Source organism: Bacillus sp. B1-b2 (assembly GCF_009183415.1).
GTDB lineage: Bacteria > Bacillota > Bacilli > Bacillales > Cytobacillaceae > Niallia.
This window is the reverse complement of sequence record NZ_WEHU01000027.1, coordinates 1-26,358: the sequence shown is the minus strand read 5'-3', so window position 1 is coordinate 26,358 and position 26,358 is coordinate 1. Positions and strand designations below refer to the sequence as shown.

Here is a 26,358-nt window from a genome sequence, read left to right as displayed (position 1 = left end):
GGGTTTTCTCCTTCTCCTTCACCTGGTGTAGTTCCTGGGTTTTCTCCTTCTCCTTCACCTGGTGTAGTTCCTGGGTTTTCTCCTTCTCCTTCACCTGGTGTAGTTCCTGGATTTTCTCCTTCTCCTTCATCTGGTGTTTCAGTAGAGTCATCCACTGTTAGAGTATTTGCATTTGGAACAATACGAACAGTATGTGTCATTCCGTATGACATGGATAGAGATGTATTGATTGTTTTATTAATATCATCGATTTGGAACTTCAATGTTCTTGTATTGTTTGCTGTATCTTCTTCTAAGATTTCTGCATCAACTAGTTGGCCATCTAATTCTGTTTTAAAAGCAGTAATAAAGTTGCTAGATGATAATGTTACAATCATATATTGCTTTTGATTTTCAACAACCAATTTAGCAGGCTTGCTTAAGTATTTTCCTAAACTAGAAGGCTCATCTGCATTATCCTTTAATACTTGATAGTCAAATGTATACTTTCCATCTTTTACAGCTGGTGTTTCTTCTTCTGGTGTTTCTGTAGAATTATCAACTGTCACAGTGTTCTTATTTGGAACAAAGCGGACAGTATGTGTCATTCCGTATGACATAGATAGAGATGTATGGATTGTTTTACCAATATCATCAATTTGGAACTTTAATGTTCTTGTATTGTTTGCTGTATCTTCTTCTAAGATTTCAGCATCTACTAGCTGACCATTCACTTCTGTTTTAAACGCAGTAATGAAATTACTAGATGATAATGTTACAATCACATATTGTTTTTGACCTTCTACTACTAGTTTTGCTGGTTTACTCAGGTAATTCCCTAAGCTAGAAGGCTCATCTGCGTTATCCTTTAATACTTGATAGTCAAATGTATACTTTCCATCTGCAATAGGTGTTGTTTCTTCAGGTACCTCCACAGGAGCTGGCGGAATAGAAGAATCATCAAAGTCAAAACGTACTGTATACCAATGATCATAATTAATCATAGGGACAACAACATGGATTTCAGATTCCACTATGTCTGCAAGGCTATCAACTGAAAACTCAGCTATTACTTTGCTACTATCTTGACTAAGAATTGTAACAGGAGTTCCGTTTACCTTGAACTCTGTAATGAACGGGTCGTATTCTACTTGAACTTTAATTTCCCCGTCTTTGATTACTACTTTTGCTGTTTTCGTATAATAACCATCTGCCATGGATACTTCATCATTAGTCTCATGGTAAATTGTATATGGTATTTCATACTCTCCGTTCGCATATGTAGGAGTAGATTCATCTGCAGACACTGTATTAGTTTGAGAAAAGAGAGGGCTTAATACTGTTATTAATAAAACCAAAAATGCTATAGATCCCCTGATAAATTTGCTCAATTTGACTTTCTCCCTTATCAATTTAGTATTCTATTTTTCTATCATTCTTGATTTTGATTTCACTACTACCATTGAAATCATGACTATAGTGGATACCAACAACAAAGCTGCGTACAAGCTTACATTTGTTGTATCACTTGTTCTAGGATTCTCTACCGTTGTCTGTTGTGATTCCTGAGATGAAGCCGTTTCTTGAGTTGATGTGTTTGTAGAAGCAGTAGTTCCTGATGATGTAGTGCTAGTAGTTGTATTAGTACTAGAAGATGCTACTGATACATTACTGTGATCAAAGTCAAAACGAATCGTGTACCAATGATCATAATCCATTCCGTCAACCACAACGTGAATTTCCGCATTTGTTAAGCTAGTCAGATCAGGAACCGCAAACTGCACAGTACTTGATTCACCACTTTGACTTAAAACGGTAACGGCTTTCCCATTCACTTTGAATTCCTTGATAGAAGAAGTATTAATACTAACCTGTGCAGTAACAGCACCATTTTTAACAATAATCTTAGCTGGCTTAACGAAATATCCATCTGCCATAGATGCTGAATCACTGTCTGCCTTTAAGACAGAATAGCTAACAGAATACTCTCCATCTTTCCATTCTGCAGCACTAGCTAGTTGACTTATTCCAAAAAGAACAAATAATACCGCTACTAAGAACACAAGCGTTTTACTTACTTTATATAAACCTTGCAAGATTTCCCCTTCCTTTCTGGAAAAAATAATTTCTCTCTCTTCTTCTCTCTCTACTTTCACCTCCTGTCCAAAATTAGGCATAATTACCATATAAACAAATAGTAAGTGATAGTGATTCTCATTGTCAATAAAAACTTTCTCAATTAGTTTTCATAGTATAATTATATTAATATATAAATATTAATGAACTCCTATTTCTTTTATAGGAAATAACACTTCCATATAAAGAGCTAAGAGAGAAAAAAACAACGCTTTGATTTAATATACAAAACACCTTCTGGCTCTATATATACCATCATAAAAATTCATAAACGAAGATAATAAGCTGTTTTCTAATTTTGGCATAATGAAAACCAATAATAAAAAACCCCGAACAACACGAATGAAACCAGTTAAAATTTTATTATCTAAATATAACTAACAATCATCATTCATTATCAATTAAATTTAAAATTAAATTTTCATTTAAACAAATACTGACAATTTTTTGATAAAATCTAAAAAACAGATAGAAATAGAATGAGAAATACGGAAAAGTAGCATTTAGAATGAATGAAAAAAAAGCGGTACAGCTACTTATTCCTAGGTAGCTGTACCGCCCTTCTTCTACTCTTTTCTAACTGAACTTTAAAAATTTACTCTTTCACGTTTCTTCCCAGATTCATAAACAGCACAGATCATTTCCTGTGTTTTCAAAGCCTCTTCACCTGTTATGTCCAAAGGTACGCCATTAATAAGAGATTCATAGAAATTATTAATCTGCTTTACATGACTAACACCCCAATATCCCTTTACTCCATTTTCATAATGAAATGTTTCATTAGGGTTATTATCGGCAATAAATTCACTTCCATCATGAAGGCGAACTGTAGCACGGTCTGCTACCATTTTTGCAAAGCCCTTCTCACAATGAAGTTCAATTTCAACTGGTGCATCATAGGAATAATAGTTGATAGCGTGAAAGGCAGTTATGACACCATTTTTATAGGCAATAACCCCTTCTGCTGCATCTTCGACTTCTATTATTTCATGAGCACGATTGCTGATGGATGCATCTACGTATTTTATTTCATCACCAACAAACCATCTCATTAAATCCATGGTATGGATAGCTTGATCAATGACCACTCCACCGCCTTCTTTTTCCCAAGTACCCTTCCAATCACTCCTTAGATAATACTCGTCTGAGCGATCCCAAGTAACAGACAGCTTTCCAGATTTAATAACACCTAGCTCTCCATTATCTAACATACTCTTGATTAATTGTGAGCCTGGATTATACCTGTTTTGAAAGATGACACCAAGTGTTACCTCATTTTCTTTTGCTACTTCCACCATCTCTACTGCATCATCATAGTGAATAGACATAGGCTTTTCTGTTAAAATATGAATCTTCCTTTCGGCTGCTTCCAGTGTAACGGGAGCATGTAAATGATGCGGAAGACAAATATGAATCACATCTATAGTTTCCTTCTTTAGCATTTCTAGATAATCTGTATAAGCAGCACAGTTATATACACTTGCTTTTTCGTCCACGCGTTCTTTTTTCACATCACATACTGCCACTAGCTCTGCATCGTTCCTTGAAACAATGCTCCCGGCATGCATTGGAAAAATGTTTCCACAGCCAATAATGGCGACTTTTAGTTTTGTCATTCTCTTCTCTCCACCACTCTTCCTTAGCTTATACCCACCACATTTGGGAAGGAGCCTCTTCAATTAGTACAGATTTAAGATTAGTTACAGCTCTTGTTAATCCCTCTCGTATAGACATAATAGGATCTTCATGTTCAATACTGACAACATAATCATATCCGTATGTTCGTAAGGCACTCATCATATCAGACCATTCACTAACACTATGGCCACATCCCACTGAGCGGAATGTCCATGCTCTAGTTTGTACTTCTCCATATGGTTGCATATCGGTTAATCCGTACATATTGGCATTATCTTGATCAATATAAGTATCCTTAGCATGAAAATGATGGATGGCATTTTCCTTGGCTAATATTTTTATAGCACCTACTGGATCAATGCCTTGCCACCAAAGATGACTTGGATCAAGATTTGCACCAATGGCATCACAAGTAGCTTCTCTAAGCTTTAATAACGTATAAGGAGTATGAACTAAGAAGCCACCATGAAGCTCTAATCCAATTTTCACTCCATGCTCTTTCGCCATATGACCTACTTCTTTCCAGTAAGGAATTAATTTTTCTTCCCATTGCCATTTCTTTACATCACTATATTCATTTGGCCACGGAGTTACCGGCCAGTTAGGATATTTTGCTTCTTCATGATCACCTGGTGTACCGGAAAAACAATTCACTACAGGTACCTTCATAAGAGATGCTAGCTTAATGGTTTTGATTAGCGCATCATGTGATTCTTTAGCAAAAGATTGGTCAGGAGAGATAGGATTGCCATGACAGCTAAAAGCACTAATGATTAATCCTCGTTCTTCTACCTTTTGTAAGTACTCTGTTCTTCTTTCCTCACTTTCCAAAAGCGCATCCAGATCGCAATGATTATTGCCTGGATATCCGCCCGTACCAATTTCCACTGCCTGAATTCCAGCTTCTTTAACTGCATCTAACATTTCCTCAAATGATTTATCTGCAAATAAAACAGTAAATACACCTAATTTCATGCTTATTCCCCTCTCTTTCGTTTAGATTTTCGCAATTGTTTTCGTCTCACTTGATTCCAAAGCAGCTAATATAATACCAAGAGATCGTTTTCCTTCTTCTCCTGTAATAAGCGGGTCTTTGTCTTCCGTTATACTCTCGACAAAATGGTCAATCACTCCTGATTTATTTTGCCCACCAGCATCATTTGATTGAATTCTGCCAAGCTCGTAGTTTACTACTTCTCCATTTGCATATTGCACAATTAAAGAATAGTTTGGATGGTCTTCTAAACGGAGGACTGCCTTTTCCCCATAAATGATGGTAGAGTTATCTTCTTTTGCTGTATAAGCCCAGCTTGCTGCTAATGTACCGATTACGCCGCTTTTTGACTTCAATACACATACTGCATTGTCGTCAACATTGGAGAAATCCTTTGCATTTGTTTCTACAAATGCCCCTACCTCAACAAATTCCTCATCAAGAATATAGCGCAGCAAATCAGCTTTATGTACGCCTAAGTCACCCATTGCGCCGATAAATGCCTTCTCCTTATTAAAGAACCATCCTTCTTTTCCTTCTACACTCCATCCCTCTGGTCCACCATGTCCAAAGGCAGTACGGAAACTATGGATTTTTCCTACTTCTCCACTTTTGATTAACTGACGTGCCTTTTGGTGAGATTTCACAAAGCGTTGATTATGACCAATCATTAGTTTCTTTCCACTTGCTTTAGCTGCTTCAATCATTTGCTCTGCTTCTTCTTTTGAAGTTGCCATTGGTTTCTCACAGAGTACATGTTTGCCTGCCTTTAATGCGGCAATCGAGATTGGAGCATGTAAATAGTTTGGTGTACATACACTTACAGCTTCAATTTCTTTATCTTCCAGTAATTCTTCATATTCCGTATAAGCTTTCACTTGATATTTTTCTGCTATCTCTTTCACTCGACCCTCATGAATATCACAGACTGCTACTAATTCTACTTGTTCATTCCATTGATACTCTGGTAAATGACGATGCTGTGCGATACTACCACACCCAATTACACCAACTTTTAATTTTTTCATCACTTTTTCCTCCTCGGTCCTATTACTTTTTTGAAATCGTTTCTAATGGTTTTGCATTTCCATATACAGGTCTTTTTCGATTAACTGGTGATGCCCACTTAACAGCATTCACAATTACTCGCTGAATCTCACTGTTATGATAGGTTGGATATGTTTCATGTCCTGGTCTAAAATAAAAAATTTTTCCGTTTCCTCTTGCAAAGGTGCAGCCACTACGAAACACTTCTCCTCCTTCAAACCAGCTTGTAAAAATTAATTCATCTGGTGCAGGAATATCAAAGTGCTCTCCGTACATTTCTTCCTTTTCAAGCTCAATAAATTCCCCAATTCCATCCACAATTGGATGATTTGGTGCTACGACCCATAAGCGTTCTTTGTCATCTGCTTCGCGCCATTTTAAATCACAGCTAGTTCCCATTAAGGTTTTAAATATTTTCGAAAAATGTCCGGAATGAAGAATAATTAGTCCCATTCCATCTAAAACACGTTGTTGCACTTTTTGTACGATTTTGTCATTTACTTCATGATGTGCAAGGTGTCCCCACCAAATAAGCACCTCCGTGTTATTTAGCACTTCATCTGTTAAGCCATGGTCTGGTTCATCTAAAGTAGCAGTCTGTGTTTTAAATCCATTGTTTGATAATAAGCTTGCAATGGCGCCATGTATGCCATCAGGGTAAATTTCTGAAACAATGGGATTTTTTTGTTCATGACGATTTTCATTCCAAATGGTAATCATTTGATCGACACTCCTATCTCTTTGTATGTCTTCATTATAAAAAATGTAAGCGGATTAAAAAATTCCCGATTTTGGCATTTTATTATTCGATTCTGTCATTTTTTATAATTCTCTTTGCTATAATTAAAAGGAGAGAAATGTAAGTCACCTGTATAGAAACTAATATACATTTTTTTTGGGGGCCAGGATTAGGATGGATAGAAAGCATACATATGAAGAACCTGTTAACGAAGAAGTAATCTATCAAAACCCTTTATTATCTTTGAAGGTATGGGAAATTAAAGATGATCGAGTAGAAGTGTCTACTCCTATAGATTATTATCCTTGGCATTATCATAAAGAGGTAGAGTTGCTTGCCATATTAGAGGGGACACTAACTGTCCAAACCAAATCTAACTATGTATCTATTTCTTCTGGTGATGTTTTGCTTATGGGGGCTTCCCAGCCACATCGAACGAGTAAGGTGTGGAAAGGAAAACTACGGTATGTGGTACTTCAAGTAGATTTAACCAAACATTTCGACCAAAGCATTCTTCCATACTTATACTATTTTTCTGAACTAACACAGCCTCTAGAATTTCTCAACTACATATTTTCTCAAAATGAAGAAGCAAAAATAGAAGCACATCATCTAATAACAGAAATTCACCGAGAAAGTCAATGGAAGCAAAAGGGATATGAAATTGCTATTAACTATGCTATAAAAAAACTACTTCTTTTATTAGTACGAAATGACACGAATAATATGCTTCAATACTCAGAAACACATGACCTCTCGAGACTGAAGCCTGTACTTGATTACATTGATTCTCATTTGAAAGAAAGAATCTTAGTGGAAGAAGCCTGTGGACTACTCAATTTTAGCTATCATTATTTTATAAAGTATTTCAAAAAAACGATGGGCATGTCTTTTATTGACTATATTAATAGAAAAAGAATCAAAAAGGCGGAATTATTTTTATTAACGACAGAGAAAAGCATTATGGAGATAGGGTACGAAGTTGGAATTTCGAATATGGCACAATTTTATAAATTATTTAAAAGGTTTAATCAATGCTCACCAAAGGCATTTAGGAATCAAATGCTCACAGTCGAGGAAAATCTGGAATTAACAAAACACTAATTAAGCATTTCCATTCATTGTAATAAACAAGAGAAACAGCCTTCTTCCTCTACTAATGAGTTAAGCTGCTTCTCTTTATATTTTATTGGGAATAGTTGAATATCCATTACTAACAATCAACTGTCTCTGCTTTATTAACTTCATATTTAGTAAAAAGCTTTATAAATAGGAAAGAGGCTAATAATGTGAAAAGGGAAAATCCTCCAAATGTTGCCACATATATTCCTGTTAGAAAGCCCGCAAAAGAGGACACTACAAAAAGAAACAGGATAACAGTAAAGACCATAACAAGTAGTAAATATGGGAAGTGAAAGAAGGCAATTAATAACGAATTTAATAATGTTTTTTGAATAGAGTCTTTGAATCTTGCCATGTATGGGAATACAAAAATAGCAATGGTTAAGTAAAGAAAGCTCAAAATGAAAGTAAAACAGAAGAAGAATATTTTCGTGATACCGATTAAATTATTTAGGAAATATAGATCTGCAAATAAAATGATTCCACCCATACAAAGCATGAACCAAATGATGCTGGACTGATAAAAATTACTTCTGAATGCTCCAAGAAAATCTCTCCAAATATAGACAGGCTCTCCCCTTACTATTTTCATTGAAACAGTATATAAAGCAGTAAGAGATGCACCAATTGTAATGAGTGGGATAGAGAAGAATATAAATAGGAAGTTTAAAAAAATAATATCCACAGCTTTTGAAAGAAATCGTACTAATGGACTGTTTAAATCGAAGAATAGCCCTATGATCAACCTCTCCTTTCATGACAACAGCAGTCGAATCTATTGTTTTGATTAACCGACTGCTGTCCATTATAATTTAACTTGTTTCACTCCTGTTATTTTAAAGATTCCTCATATCTATCAAACGCTTTATTCTGAAGCTCCATAAATTCATCATATCCCATTTGCTTTAATTGTTTTATATAGGTATCCCATTCCTCTGTTACTCCACCTTCCACTACCCATTTTGATTGCATGGAATTAACATATGAAGATAAATCTACATTTAAAGTATTAATTCGTTGCATTTCTTCCGCTGTAAAGCTTACTGTTGGATATTGTTCTTTAGCATATTCACTGATTGCTTTATCTAGTTCTAGTTTTAGACCATCTCCACTATCTGTTGGCAGAGTTACTTTCTCATTAAATCCATCTCCTATATATTTTGGGCCAAAATCTCGGAAGGAATTAGTCCAAGCAAATATATCAGCAGATTCTCCTTCTGGTGCTTCTAGTACTTTGTATGTTCCATCGTCATTTTTCTCTACACCCACTCCAAAGGAACCATAAAACGTTTGTATACTAGCATCTTCCGTATAAAACTGATCCGCCCATTTCAGTAACTTTTCAGGATTCTTTGCTTGTGTTGTAATCAATAATTCGTTTCGAGAATAAGTTTCTGTATCAGAGATAACATAACGTTCACCATCAGGTCCTTCTAGCGGTGCTAAAGGAACATACTCACTTGCATTAGGACCAAATACTGCATCTGGTGTCCACCCAAAGGCAACACCAACTAAAGATTCATTTTTATCTTTACGCTTCGCTTCTGCCATTGATTCATCCTGTGTAAAGAATTCCTGATCAATTAATCCTTCCTTATAGGCTTGATGCATCCATTCTATTCCATCTCTATATTCCTCTTGTGTTGGAATGTAGACAGGCTCACCATCCTTCACTGCCATAAGTCCTGCCTTTTCTCCTCCCTTCGTAACACCAAATGGCAGGATAAATCCATACACATTTCCTCCATATGGTATCTCATCACTTGCATCTCCATTTCCATTAGCATCTTGCTCTTTAAAAGCTTTTAATACATCATAGAACTCCTCGTAATTATTAGGCATCTCAAGACCTAAATTATCTAACCATTTCTGGTTGATAAATAGCTGATTTCCTGTTTTCGGTCTTAGTGGAAGCTTCTTCGGCAAACTATAAATATGACCATCTGGAGATGTAACTAATGCACGTAAAGATGGCTCCTCTTCAAATGCAGCCATCAAATTAGGCATATTCTCTTCAATTAAATCCTCTAAAGGAATAAATAAACTTTGATTCTGAGCAATGTCTCCATCGCTTAATGCAAGAGATCCCCAAAAGGCATCAGGCAAATCTCCACCAGCCATTAATACCGATTTTTTGTCTCCCCATTCTGAATTTATATAGGTATCCCAATCAATCGTAATTCCAGCATCTTTTTCTGTTTCTTCTACAAATCCTTTATGGTAATCCTCTCCCCAATCCGACCATCGAACCGTTGCAATCCTATATTCTCCATCCTTTTTCTCATTAGTACTAGAAGTATTACTACATCCTACAATTAAGCTAGTAGCTAAAGCAGCATTCATTATACCAAACCACTTTTTCTTACTCATTGAATTTCCCCCATTTTCTAGTTTTAGTAGAATTTCTCTTGATTCACCACTACTTTATAAAAACACAATCTTATTCTTTAATAGAACCAACCATAACGCCTTGATTAAAGTACTTCTGTAAAAACGGATATAAAAGCATAATTGGAGCGGTAGAAACAACGATAGCAGCATATTTCATCATTTCCGACAATCTCCTTAATTCACTCGCAATTTCCCCAGAAGCTGCTCCAAGTAATGACTCATTTGAAATCAAAATTCTGCGTAAAACCAATTGAAGCGGTTGCAAATCTTCATTCGAGATGTAAATCAAGGCATTAAACCAAGAATTCCAAATACCTACTGCCGTCCAAAGACCAATAACAGCTAGAATTGCCTTGGATAATGGCAATACCATTGTTAAAAAATATCGAATAGTACCACACCCATCCATTTGTGCAGCTTCCCACAGAGTCTCGGGAATACTATTTTTAAAGAAGGTACGTGTGATAATGATATTGAAGGAAGAAACGGCAAATGGCAATACCATTACCCAAAATGAATCTAATAATCCAAATCCTTTTATCACTAAATAGGTGGGCACTAATCCACCACTAACAAACATGGGAATAAGAATAAAGATAGATATCCACTTTTTACCGAATAAATCAGACCTTGAAAGTGCATAACCGGCGGGAATGTTCACTAATAGTGCAATCAGCGTACCTACAATCGTATACAGAATTGTATTTAAATAGGATTTCCAGATAATTTCTTGCTTGAATAATTCTACATATCCGTCCAACTCCCACTCTTTTGGCCAAAACCATACATTACCATTGGTAACATCTGCAGGGTTACTAAAGGAAGCAATAACGATAAACCAAAGTGGATAAACGACCATGATAATCATTAAGATGGCTATAGTATAAACAGCAAGATCGAATAGTCGATCATTCCAGCTCTTTTTTTGTTTAGCTTTTTTTGTTAATCCATTCCTTGATGTAAATTCCAATCCTTTCTCCTCCTCCCTATAGTAAACTTGTTTTCGTCAGTTTCTTAGATAACCAGTTAACAAAGAGCAAGATGATGACATTGACAACCGTGTTAAACAATCCAATCGCAGTAGAAAGGCTATATTGAAAATTTTGCATTCCTACTTTATATACATAAGTGGAAATTACTTCACTTCCTGTTAAATTCAAGGGATTTTGCAGAAGTAATACCTTTTCGAATCCTATACTTAATAGACTTCCTGCTCGTAAGATTAGTAGTATCATGGCAGTTGGCATTAGTAAAGGAAAATCAATATGCCAAATCTTTTGGAACCTACTCGCTCCATCCATGGTAGCTGCTTCATAATAGGTTGGATCAATGGATGATAAAGCAGCCAAAAAGATAATGCTGTCCCAGCCCACATGCTGCCACACATCACTCCACACATATACACTGCTAAATAAAACGGGACTTGATAGAAGATTCGGCATTTCCATTCCGAACAATCCTAATATATTTGCCATTAATCCATTACTTGGTGAAAGGAAAATTAATATCATGCCACACATTACCATAGTGGAAATAAAATGCGGCAAGTAAGTTGTAACTTGGAATACTTTCTTAAACATTCCGATTCGTAATTGATTACAAAGAATTGCAAGTGCAATTGGCAATGGAAAACCTATTAGAATACTATATAAGCTAATAGATAAGGTATTTTTTAACGTCAATCCAAATTGATAAGAGTTAAAATATTGAATAAAGTGTTTTACGCCTACCCAAGGGCTACTCCAAATGCCTAATGCCGGCGAATAATCTTTAAATGCCATGACTATTCCATACATTGGAATGTAGGTAAAACAGAGTAGAAGAATAATAGTGGGTAGTAGTAATACATATAACGGTCCACTTTTTTTAAACTTCTTTCTATTGCTTGATGTATTTCGCTTTTGCATAACTGGTGTTGCTCGGGCAGAATTTTCTGTCGCAAGTGAACTTTTCAACTCTTCCCCCTCCTTCGTTTGATATAATCAGTATAAGAAAGCGCATTCATAATATATAGAAAAAAACCGTCCAAAACTAATATAATCTAGGGATATAAAGAATAATGCTATTTAAAGAACATATAAAAAATAGTATTATTCCGACTTATCACGCTAATTAACACGCTTTCTGGACTGAATAGTGCTAGAAATTGCCTGCTTATTTTATATAATGAATGTAAGTATTGGAGATGAGCTTATGAAAAAATCCATTTATAGAAACCCCTCAAGATCCATAAATTATTATCTTAAAGTTCTGCTGATTATTATCCTATGTATTTTACTTCTCCATATCCTAGTAAGTATCCTAACGATATCTATTACAAGGAAACAAAGTATCGATAATATTACCAATACCGTTAATCTCTATTTAGATAATGCGAAAAGCAAATTAAATGCCATTGATCACTTTATGATATGGACGGTCACTCATGAACCTTTGCTCGATAAAATAGAAAGCAATTTGACTATGGCCACACTTCCAGAAAGTTTAACCGATTTCAGATCAAGAGTGAATGATTTTCAATATACAAGTGGAAAGGATTTTCAGTTCTTCTTAGGATTAAAAAAAGAGAACTATTTCTTCAATAGTTCATCTATACAAATGGACTACTCTGATTACTTACAAATTAAAGATTACTTCTTTTTTAAAAGGGAAAATTTAAATACCTATGAAACAATGAGTACATGGCAGTCTATTGAGATTAATCATACCTATTACTTATACCACCTAATAGAGTATGAGAATCGAATATTTATTTGCATGGTTTCAGTAGATGATATCCTTAAGCCCTTGCGAGATATTAATTTAGGAGGGGAAGGGTCTATCGCAATGGAGATAGAGGGAACTGGATTCCTATCTAAATCTGAAGACTTGGAACCATTTAAGAATACAACATACCAATTCTTTAATAGTCGCCTTGTATTTAAGGAGTCAAACACATCCCTACCATTTACTTTACATATTTCAGTTGATCATTTTGGGGCATTTAAAAATATAGTAATTATTCAATTTCTACTAATTTTTGCAGCTATCATCATTAGTATCATATTATTCATGATATTACTTTATATAAAGAACCGACTAATTAATCCTATACAATCTTTTTCTACAAACCTATCTAAAATTAATAGCAGTAAGGAAGCCATAGATTTTGAAAATAGTAATATTATAGAGCTAGAACAAGCTAATACTCATTTTAAAGACCTAATTACAGAAATTAAAAAGCTGAAAGTGAATATTTATGAACAAGAATTAGAAAAAAGAAGGATACAAATGGACTTTATGAGATTACAAATTAAGCCTCATTTCTATATCAATTGTCTATCTAGTGTTTATAGCATGGCTGAGATGCATATGTATGAGGAAATTAAGGAAATGGCATTATCCACCTCAAAATATTTCCGGTTCCTATTTCAGACAAATCAAAACTTCGTCCAATTAAAGAAAGAGGTTGAGCATATCCATCATTATCTTGCTATCCATCAATTATTGCATGGTCCAACCTTTCAATTTGAAAGCGATGTGGAACCAACAACTACTCAAACGAAAATACCACCGCTAGTTTTGCAAACATTTATTGAAAACGCCATCAAGCATGGTTCTTCACTAGATGAGGATATGATGAGACTTTCGCTATCTGTAAAATATTTAGAAAAGAAAGAACAGCTCCAAATTACCATATGTGATAACGGACCGGGCTACCCTATATATATATTAAATAAGCTACAGAACAACATGCTTTTAACCAATAAAGAAGGTAGTCATATTGGCATTAGTAATGTTGTACAAAGACTTCGTTTATTATATGGAGAAGATTATAGAATTAGATTTTTTAATATTCCAAGTGGCGGAGCAGCAGTGGAGTTAATACTTCCATATGAAAAAGATAAGGAGTGAAGGTTATGAATGTTTTAATTGTAGACGATGATCGATTTGTTGTCTCTTCTATAGAAAAAAGAGTGAATTGGGAGTCATTGGGAATTGAGAATATTTATACAGCTAGTAATATAAGACAAGCTAAGAAAGTATTTATAGAAAGGAAGATACATGTACTAATTTCAGATATCGAAATGCCACTTGGAAGCGGCCTAGAGCTATTAGCTTGGATCCGCACGGAAGGCTACGAGGTACAAGCCATTTTTTTAACCAATTTCGCCAATTTTAATTATGCACAAAAAGCTATTGAACTACAAAGTTTCGAATATTACTTAAAGCCTATTGAAATAGATAAGCTAGAACTCATTTTAAAGAAAGCTATCCAAAAGGCACTGAGAAGTCAAACTAGTGAGGAGACATTAAGAGTTGGACATTATTGGCAGCAAAATAAGCAAAAGCTTCTAGACAATTTTTGGATTTCCACGTTAAGGAATAACGAGTTTCTAACTAGTGACCAACTAACAGAGCAATTAAAAATCCATACATTGGATTACACTTTAGACACTCATCTTCTGCCTATTTTACTTGAACTATTTCCTTACTCATTGAACAAGAATAAGGAAGTAGAATCCGCTTTTGATGGAGCAGGCAATTTGCAAGATAGATTAACAAATATAAACGAACAAATTTTTCTAGGCTCTCCTTTTTCATTTGAAAGTGTCATGGAAATCAATACGAATAAAGAGAAATTTCTAGTTATCCTAAAATGTAAAAATTCTCCTGACAATCATTCACTGCATAAGGCTAAGCTGCTCTGTAATCAATTATTAACCGCTATTCAAGAAAAATTAGCATGTGATGTGCAGTGTAGTATCCTCTCCTTTGCAACGTTATCAGATATGCATGTACACACAATGGAGCTTATATCCTTGAAAGAAAATGTAATTACCTACAAGAACCAAGTTATTGACTTCCCTTTCGAACAAATGAAAAAGCAAAAATATGTAGAACCAAACTTGCAAACACTTGATGATTATCTACAAAGTGGAAACAGAACTGGATTTATTAATCTATGCCAAAAGTATTTGACCAACTTACAAAAAACTAATAGTTTAAGTCTTGATGTTTTGAGTAATTTTAGACTTGATGTAACACAACTCATTTATACCCATCTAAAGCGCAAGGAAATATTAGCACATAAGTTATTTCACGGAAACACAAGCCATATTTTACAAACACAATCTTCACGATCAATGGAAGATATCATTGAATATATTGCTTATTTAGTAGATGTCTCTTTAGAATATATATCATTTATTCACTCTCAAAAGTCCGTTGTCAAGGTAATTAGTGAGTTTATTGATGAGAATTATCATGAAAATATCACACGAGATTCAATAGCTAAAATTGTTTACTTAAGTCCAGATTATATTGCCAGGATATTTAAGAAAGAGACTGGAGTATCTCTTGTTCATTACATCATAAAAAAAAGAGTAGATGTTGCCAAACATTTACTCCTAACAACCCATTTGCCTGTTCATTCTATCTCAGATAGAGTCGGATACGGTAATTATTCCTACTTTACCAAAATATTTAAAAAGGAAACAACTTATACACCCTTTGAGTTTAGAAAAAGGAATATAATAATTTAAGAGATTCTCGCATAAATACTATATAAAGATATTATTCAATAAATATACAAAATTCGACAATAACCATCTGATTATCCCTTTAGTTATGTAGAAACCTGTCAAAATGTTATTTCTTCTAATAATGGTAATTCCTTTCAATCCCAAGTAAAATAATAGTATATATAAATTCGATCAGATAAAGGCAAACCACTTGAAAGATTGGGACGCAAAGTGACAGGTCTAAGGTTGAGGGACTAAGATGGCTGCACTACCTGAATTAGGTAACACTGGAGGAACCATGCAAGAAATTACTATGACAGAATTTGACTTAGACAGAGAATGGGTAGAATTAATGCAGGCAGCAAAGCGACTTGGTATCTCATTAGATGAAATCAGGGACTTTCTTTCAGTAAAGCAAAAAGACCAGTAACGGTCTTTTTTTTGTAACTGATTTCTTCTTAAGAGATAGATCCATATTTTACTATATAAATAGATAAAGTATACTTCCTATCTTAAGGTGATATAGAACATTAAAATTATACAAAAGGGACAAGAAGCATCCAATTATCTCTTTTGTTAAGCTGTTACTATTTTTTATATTTACTAGAACATAGCAATCCAATAACCTACATTATCTGTAAAACGCCATCTCCATCATTCATAGATAAAGATAGTTTACCTGCATTTGCAGAAATTCCGCTATATCTAAAACCTGCTGAAATTCTGGGTTATCTCCAATTTCCCCTACTACACTATGTTGTTGCTGCTGGATTATAGATTCCACTGATACCTGAAAAAGCTGATGCTATAATAACATATTTTTACAAATAACTTCATTAAAATACAATACTATCTCTCTAATAGTCCTTTCCCCATCATACGGTTTTCTTTGTCCTTAGCTGTTGCAATCATTCCTTCAATAGCTGTTAAAACTTTGGTCTCTTTCCAAGTTGCTGGTGTCCATACCTCCAATGCACTTAATGCATAATAACTTAATCCTTCATGTCCAGATTGAAGAGCAGCTACTAGTAATGTCAAGCCTACTCCTTCAAAATCATGTAAATCTTGAATAATAACGAGAAGACAATCTTGTTCATCTTCCGCTAAATGTTCTAAGGATAGATTTGCTTCGGCAAACATACATAGTTTTTCAATGGAAACAATATCTTTCATACTCATTATTGCTTCATATAAAGTTGTATTTATTGGGTTATTTTCTAGTAATTCCAATAAAAGCGGAAGAATATTTATTTGATAAAATCTAGCAACCTCGATTGCTATAAAATCAACATCGACTTCTATTACATCTAATGCCAACTGTAACCATTTAGGATCCTGTATAAATTCTTGAAGGCCCTGAGCAATTAAATTTCGTTCATGTGGTTTCCATTGTTCCATGAATCGCTCTTGCCAAATGTCCTCATCAGCATCGATGAATTTCTTAATCTTTATAATGACATAAAAATCCTCTAACGTAATACAGTGATTCTTTGCATGATGAATAAAACGAGAAAGCACGCTGCTAGCATAAGCATATTCATTTATTCCCTGCATCATCTCTTCACTTAGCAACCCCTGAATTATACAAGATGCTCCGTCATAAAGCTCTTTAGAGATTGTATCTTCATAAAGGGCTACATCTAACTCTCCCTTTGTTGCACATGTATAAGCTAATTCATGTAGAAGTCTATCTTTATAGCCCTCTATTAATAACCAATACTTCATTTCAGGAGTTCTTGCTTCTAATTGTTCAATTGCAGCAACTTTTCCATATCCTTTGTTTAAATGAGCAAGCTTCCAAATCTGTTCGTTCGCATGATTTGTACCATTCTTCCATGCGAATAAAACATACGGAGTAAATTCACTATGCATGGCTAACAAAAATAATAAATCCTTATGCTCTTCACAGTTTGTAAAGCCCAGTACTATAATAGCAAACTTCACAACATCTCGATGTGCTGCATGTTCCAGAAGCCATAGAGCCTCTCTCTTCATATCAGCTTCATCCAATGTTAGTTGTTGTACCTGTTCGATTAATTCATTTCTGTAACTAGCTATATATTCAAAAATAATCTTTTCATACAATGCTTTCCGTGAATCTGTTTCAGGATTTTTCACTTGCTCTGAAAAAAGTTTGATGAGCTTCTTTACATGCAAAGGATTAGGGGAATCTAAGACTAATTGATCAAATAACCCAGGAGCTAATCTCGCTTCATTTGCTCCATAAAAGTATTCGTCGTCTGGTAATGCAACTTCCGATATATCGTTATTAGTTTGCATTTTTGCTTGGATAAAAGGAATAATTTTCTCTTTATGATTCCATGGAAGAAATTCTAGCTTGCTAGATTCTTGCAATAATACCTCATTATCCATCTTCACTATGCAATGAAGAGCCGTAAATCCACCTAGCTTAACAGCGATATCATGCTTCTTCCCATCATTCAACTCTACTGTTGCAAACAACTTAGAAAACGGAATAATATGTGACCATGCAGATTTACGCTTTTTATGAGCAACTATTTCTCCATCTATTTTTAATAATTCTTCTTTGACCTGGTTAATAACTTCAATAATATGACCTTGGTATTCGAAACTCCATTTCTTATTCACTTCATTTACAATATCTTTCTTTGCCAAATTCAATTGATGTTTAAATTCTTCTTTAAATCCCATAAAAACCCCCTTTTCTTTCTTTCCATTATAACGAAAATATGGATAAATTTATCAATTGATAGTTTTTATCCAACTAATTAAAGCATTTATAATGACTAACCAAAAGGGAACTGGTTACTTTCTATAATTATTACGTAACCATTCATATCCGACCAAATAATACTTTTACACTATTTTTTTGAAAAGGATGAAGAGCATGAAAAAAGTGATCTCCTATGTAATGGTCTTTGCATGGGCAGTCTTATTTTTATATTACTATGGAAAGCTTGTTCCTAAGAATATTTGGTATTTCATTATAGGAATTACCTCATTAGGATTTACTAGCTTTCTTGTTTTCACTTTATTTATGAGACTATTTAGACAAAAAAATAATACTTAATCATCTAGATTTCTCTATGCATCTCTAATTAGGAGATGTTTTTTTATGGCTATATTTACTTTTTTCCACCAGGGGAACGAGTTTCTTCGCTTCATAACAATAAACCTATAACAAAAATTCAATTATTTATGAATATGTGATATATCTCGAATTAAAGCATTTTAATTTCCTTTAATGATAATACTATAAATAATTATCAAGGAATCTATCCTATCCTTAATGAGTTTAAGCACTATGAGTCTTCACTATTGCAATTATTAAAAAAGATATATTTAGCAAGAAAAGATACGAAAAATTTGATATGATGCTTTTTATTTCCGACATCTACTTACAAACAGACTTCCTTTCGAGTAGTTTTATTTTGCCATGAAGAATTATAAACATGCATCCTTTTTTGCTTTTAATTACCAAATTATTTTCTAGAAAATTTGAAAAAATAATAGCGTGTGATTAAATAAAAAGGAGCAAATGAGCATGAAAATACTTTATTCAATAGTATTAAGCACCCTTCTTCTAGCATTATCAGGTTGTAATAATCAAGATGATGCAGCTGTAGATCCTAATATGAATCTTGATACTGTATCAAGTATGAATACAGACACAAGCAGCAAGAATTACCCACATACCATTCCTGTAAAGGTTCAGGACACAAAGTACGAATTCCGAACTGTGACTGGTACTTATAATGCAAATACAGGTAAGGTAGTAATTCAAAATAACGGTGCTAATCAATCTGGACAAATAAATCAGCAAACTCAAAATAATACTCAACCAAGTACTCAACCTGGACAAACATATCAGCCAACACAGAGTACTCAACCAAATACACAACCTAACCAAACAAATCAGTCAACACAACAGACTCAGCCAAGCACACAAGCGACTCCAACTAAACAAGCCAACAGCAAACAATCCATGAGTGCTTTTGTTGCATCTGTTATTGAGTTAACTAACGAAGAAAGAAAAAAACAAGGTTTAGGAGCATTACAAGCATATCCTGAGTTAAGTAATGTAGCTGACGTTAAAGCAAAAGACATGTATGAAAAAGGCTATTTCTCCCATACAAGTCCGACCTATGGGTCCCCATTCGATATGATGAGAGACTTTGGTATAACGTACCAATCTGCTGGTGAAAATATTGCGAAAGGTCAAAGATCACCAGAAGAAGTAGTAAAGGCGTGGATGAATAGTGAAGGTCACCGTGCAAATATTTTAAGCGATAAGTATACACATATTGGAGTAGGATTTGAAGAGCCAGGGTTTGAGTGGGTTCAGATGTTTGTGAAGAAATAATAGTGAATGACAAGCTGTTTCGTTTGTGCAGCTTGTCATGATCAGTTTATTAGAGGTATTAAGTTTTTGTATTAATGGAATGTGATGAAAGTTCTATGAACCACGTTTCTTCTTTTTTAGGTGATTGATGGTTCCTATAGCTTCTCTTGGAAGCATTTCCCCTCTTTTTTCTGATGTTTGTGGTTCTTATAGCTTCTCTTGGAACCACTTTTCTTCTTTTTTTGTTGTTTGTGGTTCTTATAGCTTCTCTTGGAACCACTTTTCTTCTTTTTTATGTTGTTTGTGGTTCTTATAGCCTCTCTTGGAACCACTTTTCTTCTTTTTTATGTTGCTCATGGTTCTTATAGCTTCTCTTGGAACCACTTTTCTTCTTTTTTATGATGTTTATGGTTCTTATAGCCTCTCTTGGAACCACTTTTCCTCTTTTTATGTGGTTGATGGTTCTTATCGCTTCTCTTAGAACCACTTTCCCTCTTTTTTATGTTGTTTGTGGTTCTTATAGCCTCTCTTAGAACCACTTCCCTCTTTTTTATGTTGCTCATGGTTCTTATAGCTTCTCTTAGAACCACTTTCCCTCTATTTTATGTAGCTCATGGTTCTTATAGCTTCTCTTAGAACCACTTTCCTTCTTTTTTATGTTGCTCATGGTTCTTATAGCTTCTCTTGGAACCACTTTCCTTCTTTTTTATGCAGCTCATGGTTCTTATAGCTTCTCTCAGAACCACTCTGCGCATTTTTCATCTAGCTCCTAGGTCTTATAATCTCTATATAATCCACTTTTCTTCTATATATAATCACTATCTCTTCCAGCCTAACTATAAGATGCTCCCTTCTATCATCTAAATCGACGTACATACAAAAATTCAACAAAAGGAAGAATCACCATAGACAATCCTAATAATAAAAGAAGAAAAATATTGCTAGTTTCATTGAAGTAAGAGTCTAATCCAACAGCAATAATAATGAAGAAAGTCAGCACAAAGTACCCTATCTTAGAACTTTTCTCTGTAATCTTCTGTCCTAATTCTTCATCCTGTTGTATGCCATCTTTCTCTCCCTTTGACCCCCATGTTATAACAGAGAGAAAACCCATTAGCAGAACCCCAATAGTAATAATCTCATTAAATCCTATATCACTCCCAGAGACTAACTTATAAATAGTAAATCCAACCACAATCATAATTCCTAACCCATACATAATGGCACCTATTGTTTTAGTTTTCATTTCTCTTTACTCCCTTCTGGTAAAAATAATGTATCTACAGTAGCACCCAGATTTTTAGCTATATCAAATGCTAGCTGTAAGCTTGGATCATATTTTTCATTTTCAATTGCGTTTATTGTTTGTCTACTAACATGACATAGTTCTGCTAGTTTTCCTTGCGAGATATTTTTTTGCTCACGGTATGTCTTTATATGATTTTTCATCTTATTCCATCCTTACTTCCTGTTAGGTGTCAAAAAAGTTTGACACCTTTATTATAAAAAAAGCGCCCCGTCTGTCAAACATCTTTTACACCTATATCCTTTGCTTATCTTTTCCTAATTTTCAACATAAGTGTACCCAACGACTTATAGATAATGGTTCATTTCTATATAAATTTACAATAAAAGAATCTCCTTTTTCTATTAGTCTGATATACTTTAATTTTATGAGTAAAATGAACAAGGAGAGAGAAAATGAAGAAGTACATAATAGATATCTTTATCATAATGATAGGAGCTTTTCTTTTTGCTGTTGCGATAAATGTATTGGCTATTCCAAGTAAACTAGGAGAAGGAGGAGTAACAGGTCTTACTATTATTAGCTATTATTTATTCAACTGGTCGCCTAGTATTGTAAGCTTTGTATTAAATGCCATTCTTCTTGTAGTAGGATATAAATATTTAAGTAAAATAACAGCAATCTATACGATTATCGCGGTTAGTTTTCATTCATTATTTCTACATTTAACGGAATCATGGAGAATTAACTCAGATGAAATTATTCTTAATGCTATTTTTGGAGGAATTATAACAGGAATTGGGATTGGTATGATTATTAGGGTTGGAGGAACTACTGCTGGTTCTACTATTCTTGCAAAAATCACGAACAAGTATTTAGGCTGGAGTGTCAGCTATAGTTTATTACTCTTTGACTTAATCGTGGTGTTTCTATCCTATTTTATTATTGGAGTAGAAGGTTTAATGTTCACCATTATTATGCTATATGTGGGAACCAAGACAATGGAGTTTATTATTGAAGGTGCTAATCGCCAAAAAGCAGTAACCATTGTCTCAGAGTATTCAAAAGAGATAGCGGAAGAAGTTACTATTAAATTAGAACGTGGTGTAACCGTTATTTCAGGCCATGGCTATTATACGAAAAAAAACAAAGAAGTCCTTTACATTGTTATTAGTAATCAAGAAATTATTCGCTTAAAGAAAATAATTAAGCAGATTGATAATGATGCATTTATTACGATTCATGATGTAAGTGGTGTGTTTGGAGAAGGATTTAGTGCAATATAAGTTTTCATTTACGTACATAGGGGAATACTTCTAATACCCACTTTTATGACTGGAGGGAATTAGATAATGATGAGGAAAGTATTTTTCATAGTAACCCTATTTACCATTATGATGTTAGCTGCATGTGGGAATTCATCTGATGATGAAAGTGTTACTTCTTCTGAAAACGATGCAACTACTACAACAGAGGATACAAGCGACACTACTTCAGAAGATACTACTTCGCCAGAAAGCACATCAGAAAATGATGATACAGATACAGCTAGTATGAAAACAGAGTATCTCGAAAAACTCAATACCATGAAAGCAGAAATTCAAGAGCAAATAGATAATTCCAAAGCCACTACAACTGTTGAGTTGATGAAAGAAGCGGAAGATCGATATGAAGCTTGGGATCAAGAATTAAATAACATCTATAGTGTCATACAGGAGCAACTTCCTGAAGATGAGAGAGCAATATTAACAGATGAACAGCGAAATTGGATAGTGGAAAGAGACAATGCCGCGAAGGAAGCCTCTTTAAAATTTGAAGGTGGTACGGCAGAGAACTTAGAATATACAGCTGCACTAGCAAATGAACAGAAAAACGTTGCTTTGAGCTTGTGGAGAAATATATGGAGTAGGCTGTTAGTTATCGTTAATATTCTGGCTGAAAAGTAGTTCAATTCTTAATCTATATTTCCTCAAGAACCCTTCACCAAAAGAGTAAGGGTTTTTGAAGGTTTCATCATTATTTTGCTCCTTACACTTTATGTTCTAATTTTTTATAGAAAAAAACATTTTTGGCAGCACGACTAGTTGCAACCGATGATTTTCACACAAAATAAAGAATAATTATACAATTAATTTTCGTACTTACCAATTATGAAAGACCTTTTTGCTGCTTTTTACAAAATCGGGCTTTCACTTTCTTTATGAACGACTTTTTTGCTGCTTTTTACACAAATCGGGCTTTCATTTTCTTTGTGAGGAGCCTTTTTGCTGCTTTTTACATAAATCGGGCTTTCATTTTCTTTATGAACGACCTTTTTGCTGCTTTTTACACAAATCGGGCTTTCATTTTCTTTATGAACGACCTTTTTGCTGCTTTGCACTTAAATCGGGCTTTCATTTTCTTTGTGAGAAGCCTTTGCTCTTACCTTGTGTCTTCTTTTTTATGTTTTTGGACAGTGAGGGGCTAGATTGGAACCACTTTTCTTCCTTTCTATTGCTTTTATGGTTCTTACAACTCTTTTTGGAACCACTCTGCTTCCTTTTTATTGCTATTGTGGTTCTTACAACTCTTATTAGAACCTCTCTGCTTCCTTTTGACTACTATTATGGTTCTTACAACTCTTATTGGAACCACTCTGCTTCCTTTCTATTGCTTTTTTGGTTCTTACAACCCTTATTGGAACCACTCTGCTTCCTCTTTACTTACTATTTTGGTTCTTAATTCACTTCTTAGCACCACTTTTCTTCCATATTATATGTACTATGGTACTTAAAACCTTTCTTGGCCGAACCACTTTTTTCCCTTTTACTACTACTGCAGTTCTCAAACCATACTCTTCTACTTTTTTGCCGCTACTAGGATTCTTTGACCACGTCTTCTACATCATTCACTTACCAACAGCCTAAACATAAGAACACCTCTCACACTTTTCATTAAAAGAATCAGATTCTTACAAATAATTTATGCTAAAATCAAGTTATCAAACAAAAGGAGGAAATAACATGTCAAAAAGAACTCAAGGATTTTTCAATCAAGAAGGAGGAGTGATTTGTTAAGTCTGACAAAGGACTAACCTATGCTCCTGCTTCTTCCCAATAAGACATCATATAGAAGGAAGTAGGAGAGAATAGTTGAAACAAACAAGAACGATAGGTGACCATAATATAAGATTAATGTTTTGGATACAGTTTTTTGGGTCCATCAGCTTTTTAACACCAGTATTAACATTATTTTATACAGAAAGAGGATTATCAGCTTCACAAGTACTCATTGTACTGATGTTCTGGAGTGGAGCAGTTCTATTAGGTGAGGTTCCTACAGGCATTATTGCAGATCTTTTTGGAGCAAAAAAATCATTTCTGATTGGTACATTACTTAAGGTTGTTAGTATGTTTATCTTACTAATAGCAGATTCACCATGGATGTTTTATTTATACAGTTTTATAAACGGTTTTTCCGTCACTTTTTTCTCGGGTGCTGATGAGGCACTTATCTATGATTCATTAAAAGAGTCTAATACAGAGAATAAAATGGATCAAGCTATGGGGAAAATTCAATCAGCTGGATTTATTTCGATGATAGTAACCGTTTTGTTTGGTGCCTATTTTGCTAAAGATCTTAAAAAGGAGCAATTCCTTCTATTGTAGTTCTTGCAACAGAAATAACTAGATTACCAGTTCCTGCAGACACAATGGATCGGTTACAACCACTTCTCCTTTATTTTCCATTGCAAGCTGGTACCATGGTCTTTCTCTTGGATCATAATCACTACCTAAATCCTTCTGTTGGGATCGAATCATTGTTCCAAGTTCTGTTCCTACATAGACCGTATCAAGATCTTGATGGAACTTCATATAATCATCCAAAAGAGATTGCGACTTCGTACTATTTTCCTCTTCCGATGAACTAGCTTGTATTTCTTCAGAAAAAATAGATACATTGTCCATTTTAGGCTCTATAATAGATGTCACCATGTTATTGATCACATTGACACTTTCTGAAGCACTTTTTATATAATGCTTTTCCAACTCTTCTTTTGACTTCTGATAGGAAAATAAGCCAATAAGTGTAGTTGGTACTAATAGTAAAATAATAAATGCACTAAGTAATCTATATTTCACCGTAAATCTTTTTCTTGTTTTCATAAAAAAATCCTAATATTTTTCACTAATATAGGTTTATCCATCTGTTAAGCAGGGTATTAATTGAGTAAGTATAAGCGCAAAGCTGCTATGTAAGTTACTTCTCGTTCATGCGCTTATATTTCCTTTCTACACTATAGTAAGATCGATCCAATTCCATCGCTATTACATATAGTTGTTTCTTCCGTTTACTTTGCTCTATTAAATACGCTTCTTCTTCCGTCCAAGGATGATAATGAAGCTGTTTCTGCTGATTTCTGAGTGAATCTACCCAATCTGGTTCAGGAAGAATACTATTTCTTTCTATTTTGGAGAAATCCACTTTTTCTCTGTTTTTATTAGCCCATTCCCAAAACACTATCGGATCGACTAAATAAAATATCCTTGATTTATTCGTTTTTTTCGTTTTAAAAGGAAGTGAGTACCTTTCACACCAATACTTCACAACATTACGATCTACCCCAAGTAATGCCGCTAATCTCCCTCTTGTTAAATAACCAGATTGCTCTTTTGTATTCCCCAATTTTAAACGTTTTAATTTGCACAACACACTTGCCGTGCTTCTTCCTAATCTCTTGGCTAGACTATCAATATCCCTTAATCCAACATATTCCTTTAGAAATTCAACTTCCTCCAGTGACCAATTTTTTCTCAATTTCCCTTTCCCTTCTAGTAATTTTCACAACCATTTTTTTCAACATTTACCAGTATCTCTCTTCATTGAGAAAATGTCAATAATATCAGATCGAAATACCTATATATTAAACATCATTCTATATTTGGAAACCTAAATCATCTATATAGAAGATACTTATAAAATTGGCAACTTTTACATTATAACGAAGCTATTATTAAACATTTCTTAAAAAAATTGCATAAACATCTTGGTTATAGTAATAAACTACCACTTTACCTATTTTCCCACGAAATTATTAACAATTTATGAATTTGTCAGAGAATATCCTTACATACATAAAAACAATCATGATCTTTCACTCACACCCCCTCATGAAAAAGGGGGTTATTTTTTTGTGAATTGACCATAACTGATACTACACAAACAGATAAGTACGTGGGTTTTAATGGTGGGTTAAAC

General features: G+C 34.2%; 27 protein-coding genes and 1 riboswitch. Of the genes, 9 read left to right on the top strand and 18 right to left on the bottom strand.

What is annotated here, in order from left to right:
• From F9279_RS19945 to F9279_RS19920, 6 genes are all read right to left on the bottom strand, one after another.
• Positions 1 to 1,370, bottom strand: a 1,370-nt coding sequence (locus tag F9279_RS19945; protein WP_193224638.1) for an NEAT domain-containing protein, incomplete at its 3' end; no start/stop codon positions are given.
• A gap of 30 nt (positions 1,371 to 1,400) precedes the next feature.
• Positions 1,401 to 2,156 carry a heme uptake protein IsdC gene (gene isdC / locus F9279_RS19940; RefSeq protein ID WP_226793739.1) on the bottom strand — a complete coding sequence of 252 codons (756 nt, stop codon included), beginning with the start codon at positions 2,154 to 2,156 and terminating at the stop codon, positions 1,401 to 1,403.
• 546 nt (positions 2,157 to 2,702) lie between these two features.
• Positions 2,703 to 3,731 carry a Gfo/Idh/MocA family protein gene (locus F9279_RS19935; RefSeq protein ID WP_152115989.1) on the bottom strand — a complete coding sequence of 343 codons (1,029 nt, stop codon included), beginning with the start codon at positions 3,729 to 3,731 and terminating at the stop codon, positions 2,703 to 2,705.
• A 28-nt stretch (positions 3,732 to 3,759) separates the two neighbouring features.
• Entirely contained in the window at positions 3,760 to 4,728 is a 969-nt protein-coding gene (locus F9279_RS19930) for a sugar phosphate isomerase/epimerase family protein (protein WP_152115988.1), read from the bottom strand.
• A gap of 21 nt (positions 4,729 to 4,749) precedes the next feature.
• Positions 4,750 to 5,775 (bottom strand): Gfo/Idh/MocA family protein, encoded by a 1,026-nt coding sequence (locus F9279_RS19925; RefSeq protein WP_152115987.1) that lies wholly within the window; start codon positions 5,773 to 5,775, stop codon positions 4,750 to 4,752.
• A gap of 22 nt (positions 5,776 to 5,797) precedes the next feature.
• On the bottom strand, positions 5,798 to 6,514 hold the full coding sequence (locus F9279_RS19920; protein ID WP_152115986.1) for a ThuA domain-containing protein: 717 nt from the start codon (positions 6,512 to 6,514) through the stop codon (positions 5,798 to 5,800).
• A gap of 193 nt (positions 6,515 to 6,707) precedes the next feature.
• Between F9279_RS19920 and F9279_RS19915 the strand changes: the two genes are divergently transcribed.
• Positions 6,708 to 7,637: a helix-turn-helix domain-containing protein gene (locus tag F9279_RS19915; RefSeq protein WP_152115985.1), complete on the top strand. Its 930-nt coding sequence runs from the start codon at positions 6,708 to 6,710 to the stop codon at positions 7,635 to 7,637.
• A gap of 109 nt (positions 7,638 to 7,746) precedes the next feature.
• Here the strand turns inward: F9279_RS19915 and F9279_RS19910 are convergent, their stop codons facing one another.
• The 4 genes from F9279_RS19910 to F9279_RS19895 form a co-directional block, all read right to left on the bottom strand.
• On the bottom strand, positions 7,747 to 8,340 hold the full coding sequence (locus tag F9279_RS19910) for a DUF624 domain-containing protein (RefSeq protein ID WP_226793737.1): 594 nt from the start codon (positions 8,338 to 8,340) through the stop codon (positions 7,747 to 7,749).
• A 146-nt stretch (positions 8,341 to 8,486) separates the two neighbouring features.
• Entirely contained in the window at positions 8,487 to 10,025 is a 1,539-nt protein-coding gene (locus F9279_RS19905) for an extracellular solute-binding protein (protein ID WP_152115983.1), read from the bottom strand.
• A 70-nt stretch (positions 10,026 to 10,095) separates the two neighbouring features.
• The gene (locus F9279_RS19900; protein WP_152115982.1) at positions 10,096 to 11,016 is read right to left on the bottom strand and encodes a carbohydrate ABC transporter permease; all 921 of its coding nucleotides are present in this window, start codon (positions 11,014 to 11,016) and stop codon (positions 10,096 to 10,098) included.
• Positions 11,017 to 11,032: 16 nt separating this feature from the next.
• Positions 11,033 to 12,001, bottom strand: a complete 969-nt coding sequence (locus tag F9279_RS19895) for an ABC transporter permease (protein WP_226793734.1) — start codon at positions 11,999 to 12,001, stop codon at positions 11,033 to 11,035.
• A gap of 238 nt (positions 12,002 to 12,239) precedes the next feature.
• On the opposite strand from F9279_RS19895, the gene F9279_RS19890 reads away from it, so the two are divergent.
• The 3 genes from F9279_RS19890 to F9279_RS19880 all read left to right on the top strand — a co-directional run bounded on the left by F9279_RS19890 (position 12,240) and on the right by F9279_RS19880 (position 15,980).
• Positions 12,240 to 13,940 (top strand): sensor histidine kinase, encoded by a 1,701-nt coding sequence (locus tag F9279_RS19890; protein ID WP_193224636.1) that lies wholly within the window; start codon positions 12,240 to 12,242, stop codon positions 13,938 to 13,940.
• Between the two features lie 5 nt (positions 13,941 to 13,945).
• Positions 13,946 to 15,571: a response regulator gene (locus F9279_RS19885; RefSeq protein WP_152115980.1), complete on the top strand. Its 1,626-nt coding sequence runs from the start codon at positions 13,946 to 13,948 to the stop codon at positions 15,569 to 15,571.
• Between the two features lie 170 nt (positions 15,572 to 15,741).
• Positions 15,742 to 15,826, top strand: a riboswitch (cyclic di-GMP riboswitch).
• Complete coding sequence (locus F9279_RS19880) at positions 15,810 to 15,980, top strand: anti-repressor SinI family protein (protein WP_226793731.1); 171 nt, start codon at positions 15,810 to 15,812, stop codon at positions 15,978 to 15,980. Its footprint overlaps the riboswitch before it by 17 nt.
• Before the next feature lie 228 nt (positions 15,981 to 16,208).
• On the opposite strand, the gene F9279_RS26005 is transcribed toward F9279_RS19880, so the two are convergent.
• Complete coding sequence (locus tag F9279_RS26005) at positions 16,209 to 16,334, bottom strand: hypothetical protein (protein WP_264298270.1); 126 nt, start codon at positions 16,332 to 16,334, stop codon at positions 16,209 to 16,211.
• Between the two features lie 65 nt (positions 16,335 to 16,399).
• Complete coding sequence (locus F9279_RS19875; RefSeq protein WP_152115979.1) at positions 16,400 to 18,223, bottom strand: hypothetical protein; 1,824 nt, start codon at positions 18,221 to 18,223, stop codon at positions 16,400 to 16,402.
• A 196-nt stretch (positions 18,224 to 18,419) separates the two neighbouring features.
• Here F9279_RS19875 and F9279_RS19870 point away from each other — a divergent pair, with 196 nt between their 5' ends.
• Entirely contained in the window at positions 18,420 to 18,602 is a 183-nt protein-coding gene (locus F9279_RS19870; RefSeq protein ID WP_193224635.1) for a hypothetical protein, read from the top strand.
• A 474-nt stretch (positions 18,603 to 19,076) separates the two neighbouring features.
• Positions 19,077 to 19,895, top strand: coding sequence for a CAP domain-containing protein (locus tag F9279_RS19865; RefSeq protein WP_319020778.1), 819 nt, complete (start codon positions 19,077 to 19,079; stop codon positions 19,893 to 19,895).
• Positions 19,896 to 20,236: 341 nt separating this feature from the next.
• Here the strand turns inward: F9279_RS19865 and F9279_RS19860 are convergent, their stop codons facing one another.
• The 3 genes from F9279_RS19860 to F9279_RS19850 all read right to left on the bottom strand — a co-directional run bounded on the left by F9279_RS19860 (position 20,237) and on the right by F9279_RS19850 (position 21,323).
• The gene (locus F9279_RS19860) at positions 20,237 to 20,464 is read right to left on the bottom strand and encodes a hypothetical protein (protein ID WP_152115976.1); all 228 of its coding nucleotides are present in this window, start codon (positions 20,462 to 20,464) and stop codon (positions 20,237 to 20,239) included.
• A 266-nt stretch (positions 20,465 to 20,730) separates the two neighbouring features.
• On the bottom strand, positions 20,731 to 21,120 hold the full coding sequence (locus F9279_RS19855; RefSeq protein ID WP_152115975.1) for a hypothetical protein: 390 nt from the start codon (positions 21,118 to 21,120) through the stop codon (positions 20,731 to 20,733).
• Positions 21,117 to 21,323, bottom strand: coding sequence for a helix-turn-helix transcriptional regulator (locus F9279_RS19850; RefSeq protein ID WP_152115974.1), 207 nt, complete (start codon positions 21,321 to 21,323; stop codon positions 21,117 to 21,119). The genes F9279_RS19855 and F9279_RS19850 overlap by 4 nt, the downstream gene beginning before the upstream one ends.
• 252 nt (positions 21,324 to 21,575) lie before the next feature.
• Between F9279_RS19850 and F9279_RS19845 the strand changes: the two genes are divergently transcribed.
• The gene (locus F9279_RS19845; protein ID WP_152115973.1) at positions 21,576 to 22,406 is read left to right on the top strand and encodes a YitT family protein; all 831 of its coding nucleotides are present in this window, start codon (positions 21,576 to 21,578) and stop codon (positions 22,404 to 22,406) included.
• A 66-nt stretch (positions 22,407 to 22,472) separates the two neighbouring features.
• Positions 22,473 to 23,066: a lysozyme inhibitor LprI family protein gene (locus F9279_RS19840; RefSeq protein WP_152115972.1), complete on the top strand. Its 594-nt coding sequence runs from the start codon at positions 22,473 to 22,475 to the stop codon at positions 23,064 to 23,066.
• A gap of 227 nt (positions 23,067 to 23,293) precedes the next feature.
• Here the strand turns inward: F9279_RS19840 and F9279_RS19835 are convergent, their stop codons facing one another.
• A complete protein-coding gene (locus F9279_RS19835) occupies positions 23,294 to 23,500 on the bottom strand; it encodes a hypothetical protein (protein WP_152115971.1) in 207 nt (68 codons plus the stop codon).
• 751 nt (positions 23,501 to 24,251) lie between these two features.
• Between F9279_RS19835 and F9279_RS19830 the strand changes: the two genes are divergently transcribed.
• Positions 24,252 to 24,767, top strand: coding sequence for an MFS transporter (locus F9279_RS19830; protein WP_226793728.1), 516 nt, complete (start codon positions 24,252 to 24,254; stop codon positions 24,765 to 24,767).
• An 18-nt stretch (positions 24,768 to 24,785) separates the two neighbouring features.
• Here F9279_RS19830 and F9279_RS19825 read toward each other — a convergent pair whose 3' ends face one another.
• Entirely contained in the window at positions 24,786 to 25,265 is a 480-nt protein-coding gene (locus tag F9279_RS19825) for a cache domain-containing protein (RefSeq protein WP_152115970.1), read from the bottom strand.
• A 94-nt stretch (positions 25,266 to 25,359) separates the two neighbouring features.
• Positions 25,360 to 25,917 (bottom strand): DNA-binding protein, encoded by a 558-nt coding sequence (locus tag F9279_RS19820; protein ID WP_152115969.1) that lies wholly within the window; start codon positions 25,915 to 25,917, stop codon positions 25,360 to 25,362.
• Between the last annotated feature and the right edge of the window lie 441 nt (positions 25,918 to 26,358).

Excerpts from the sequence above, each read along its gene's own strand:
- F9279_RS19915 (WP_152115985.1), top strand. The coding sequence starts at position 6,708 with ATGGATAGAAAGCATACATATGAAGAACCTGTTAACGAAGAAGTAATC.
- F9279_RS19870 (WP_193224635.1), top strand. The coding sequence starts at position 18,420 with ATGAAAAAAGTGATCTCCTATGTAATGGTCTTTGCATGGGCAGTCTTA.
- F9279_RS19890 (WP_193224636.1), top strand. The coding sequence starts at position 12,240 with ATGAAAAAATCCATTTATAGAAACCCCTCAAGATCCATAAATTATTAT.
- F9279_RS19920 (WP_152115986.1), bottom strand. The coding sequence starts at position 6,514 with ATGATTACCATTTGGAATGAAAATCGTCATGAACAAAAAAATCCCATT.
- F9279_RS19840 (WP_152115972.1), top strand. The coding sequence starts at position 22,473 with ATGATGAGGAAAGTATTTTTCATAGTAACCCTATTTACCATTATGATG.
- F9279_RS19905 (WP_152115983.1), bottom strand. The coding sequence starts at position 10,025 with ATGAGTAAGAAAAAGTGGTTTGGTATAATGAATGCTGCTTTAGCTACT.
- F9279_RS19880 (WP_226793731.1), top strand. The coding sequence starts at position 15,810 with ATGGCTGCACTACCTGAATTAGGTAACACTGGAGGAACCATGCAAGAA.
- F9279_RS19865 (WP_319020778.1), top strand. The coding sequence starts at position 19,077 with ATGAAAATACTTTATTCAATAGTATTAAGCACCCTTCTTCTAGCATTA.
- isdC (WP_226793739.1), bottom strand. The coding sequence starts at position 2,156 with ATGCCTAATTTTGGACAGGAGGTGAAAGTAGAGAGAGAAGAAGAGAGA.
- F9279_RS19845 (WP_152115973.1), top strand. The coding sequence starts at position 21,576 with ATGAAGAAGTACATAATAGATATCTTTATCATAATGATAGGAGCTTTT.
- F9279_RS19825 (WP_152115970.1), bottom strand. The coding sequence starts at position 25,265 with ATGAAAACAAGAAAAAGATTTACGGTGAAATATAGATTACTTAGTGCA.
- F9279_RS19885 (WP_152115980.1), top strand. The coding sequence starts at position 13,946 with ATGAATGTTTTAATTGTAGACGATGATCGATTTGTTGTCTCTTCTATA.
- F9279_RS19925 (WP_152115987.1), bottom strand. The coding sequence starts at position 5,775 with ATGAAAAAATTAAAAGTTGGTGTAATTGGGTGTGGTAGTATCGCACAG.
- F9279_RS19930 (WP_152115988.1), bottom strand. The coding sequence starts at position 4,728 with ATGAAATTAGGTGTATTTACTGTTTTATTTGCAGATAAATCATTTGAG.
- F9279_RS19875 (WP_152115979.1), bottom strand. The coding sequence starts at position 18,223 with ATGGGATTTAAAGAAGAATTTAAACATCAATTGAATTTGGCAAAGAAA.
- F9279_RS19935 (WP_152115989.1), bottom strand. The coding sequence starts at position 3,731 with ATGACAAAACTAAAAGTCGCCATTATTGGCTGTGGAAACATTTTTCCA.
- F9279_RS19850 (WP_152115974.1), bottom strand. The coding sequence starts at position 21,323 with ATGAAAAATCATATAAAGACATACCGTGAGCAAAAAAATATCTCGCAA.
- F9279_RS19855 (WP_152115975.1), bottom strand. The coding sequence starts at position 21,120 with ATGAAAACTAAAACAATAGGTGCCATTATGTATGGGTTAGGAATTATG.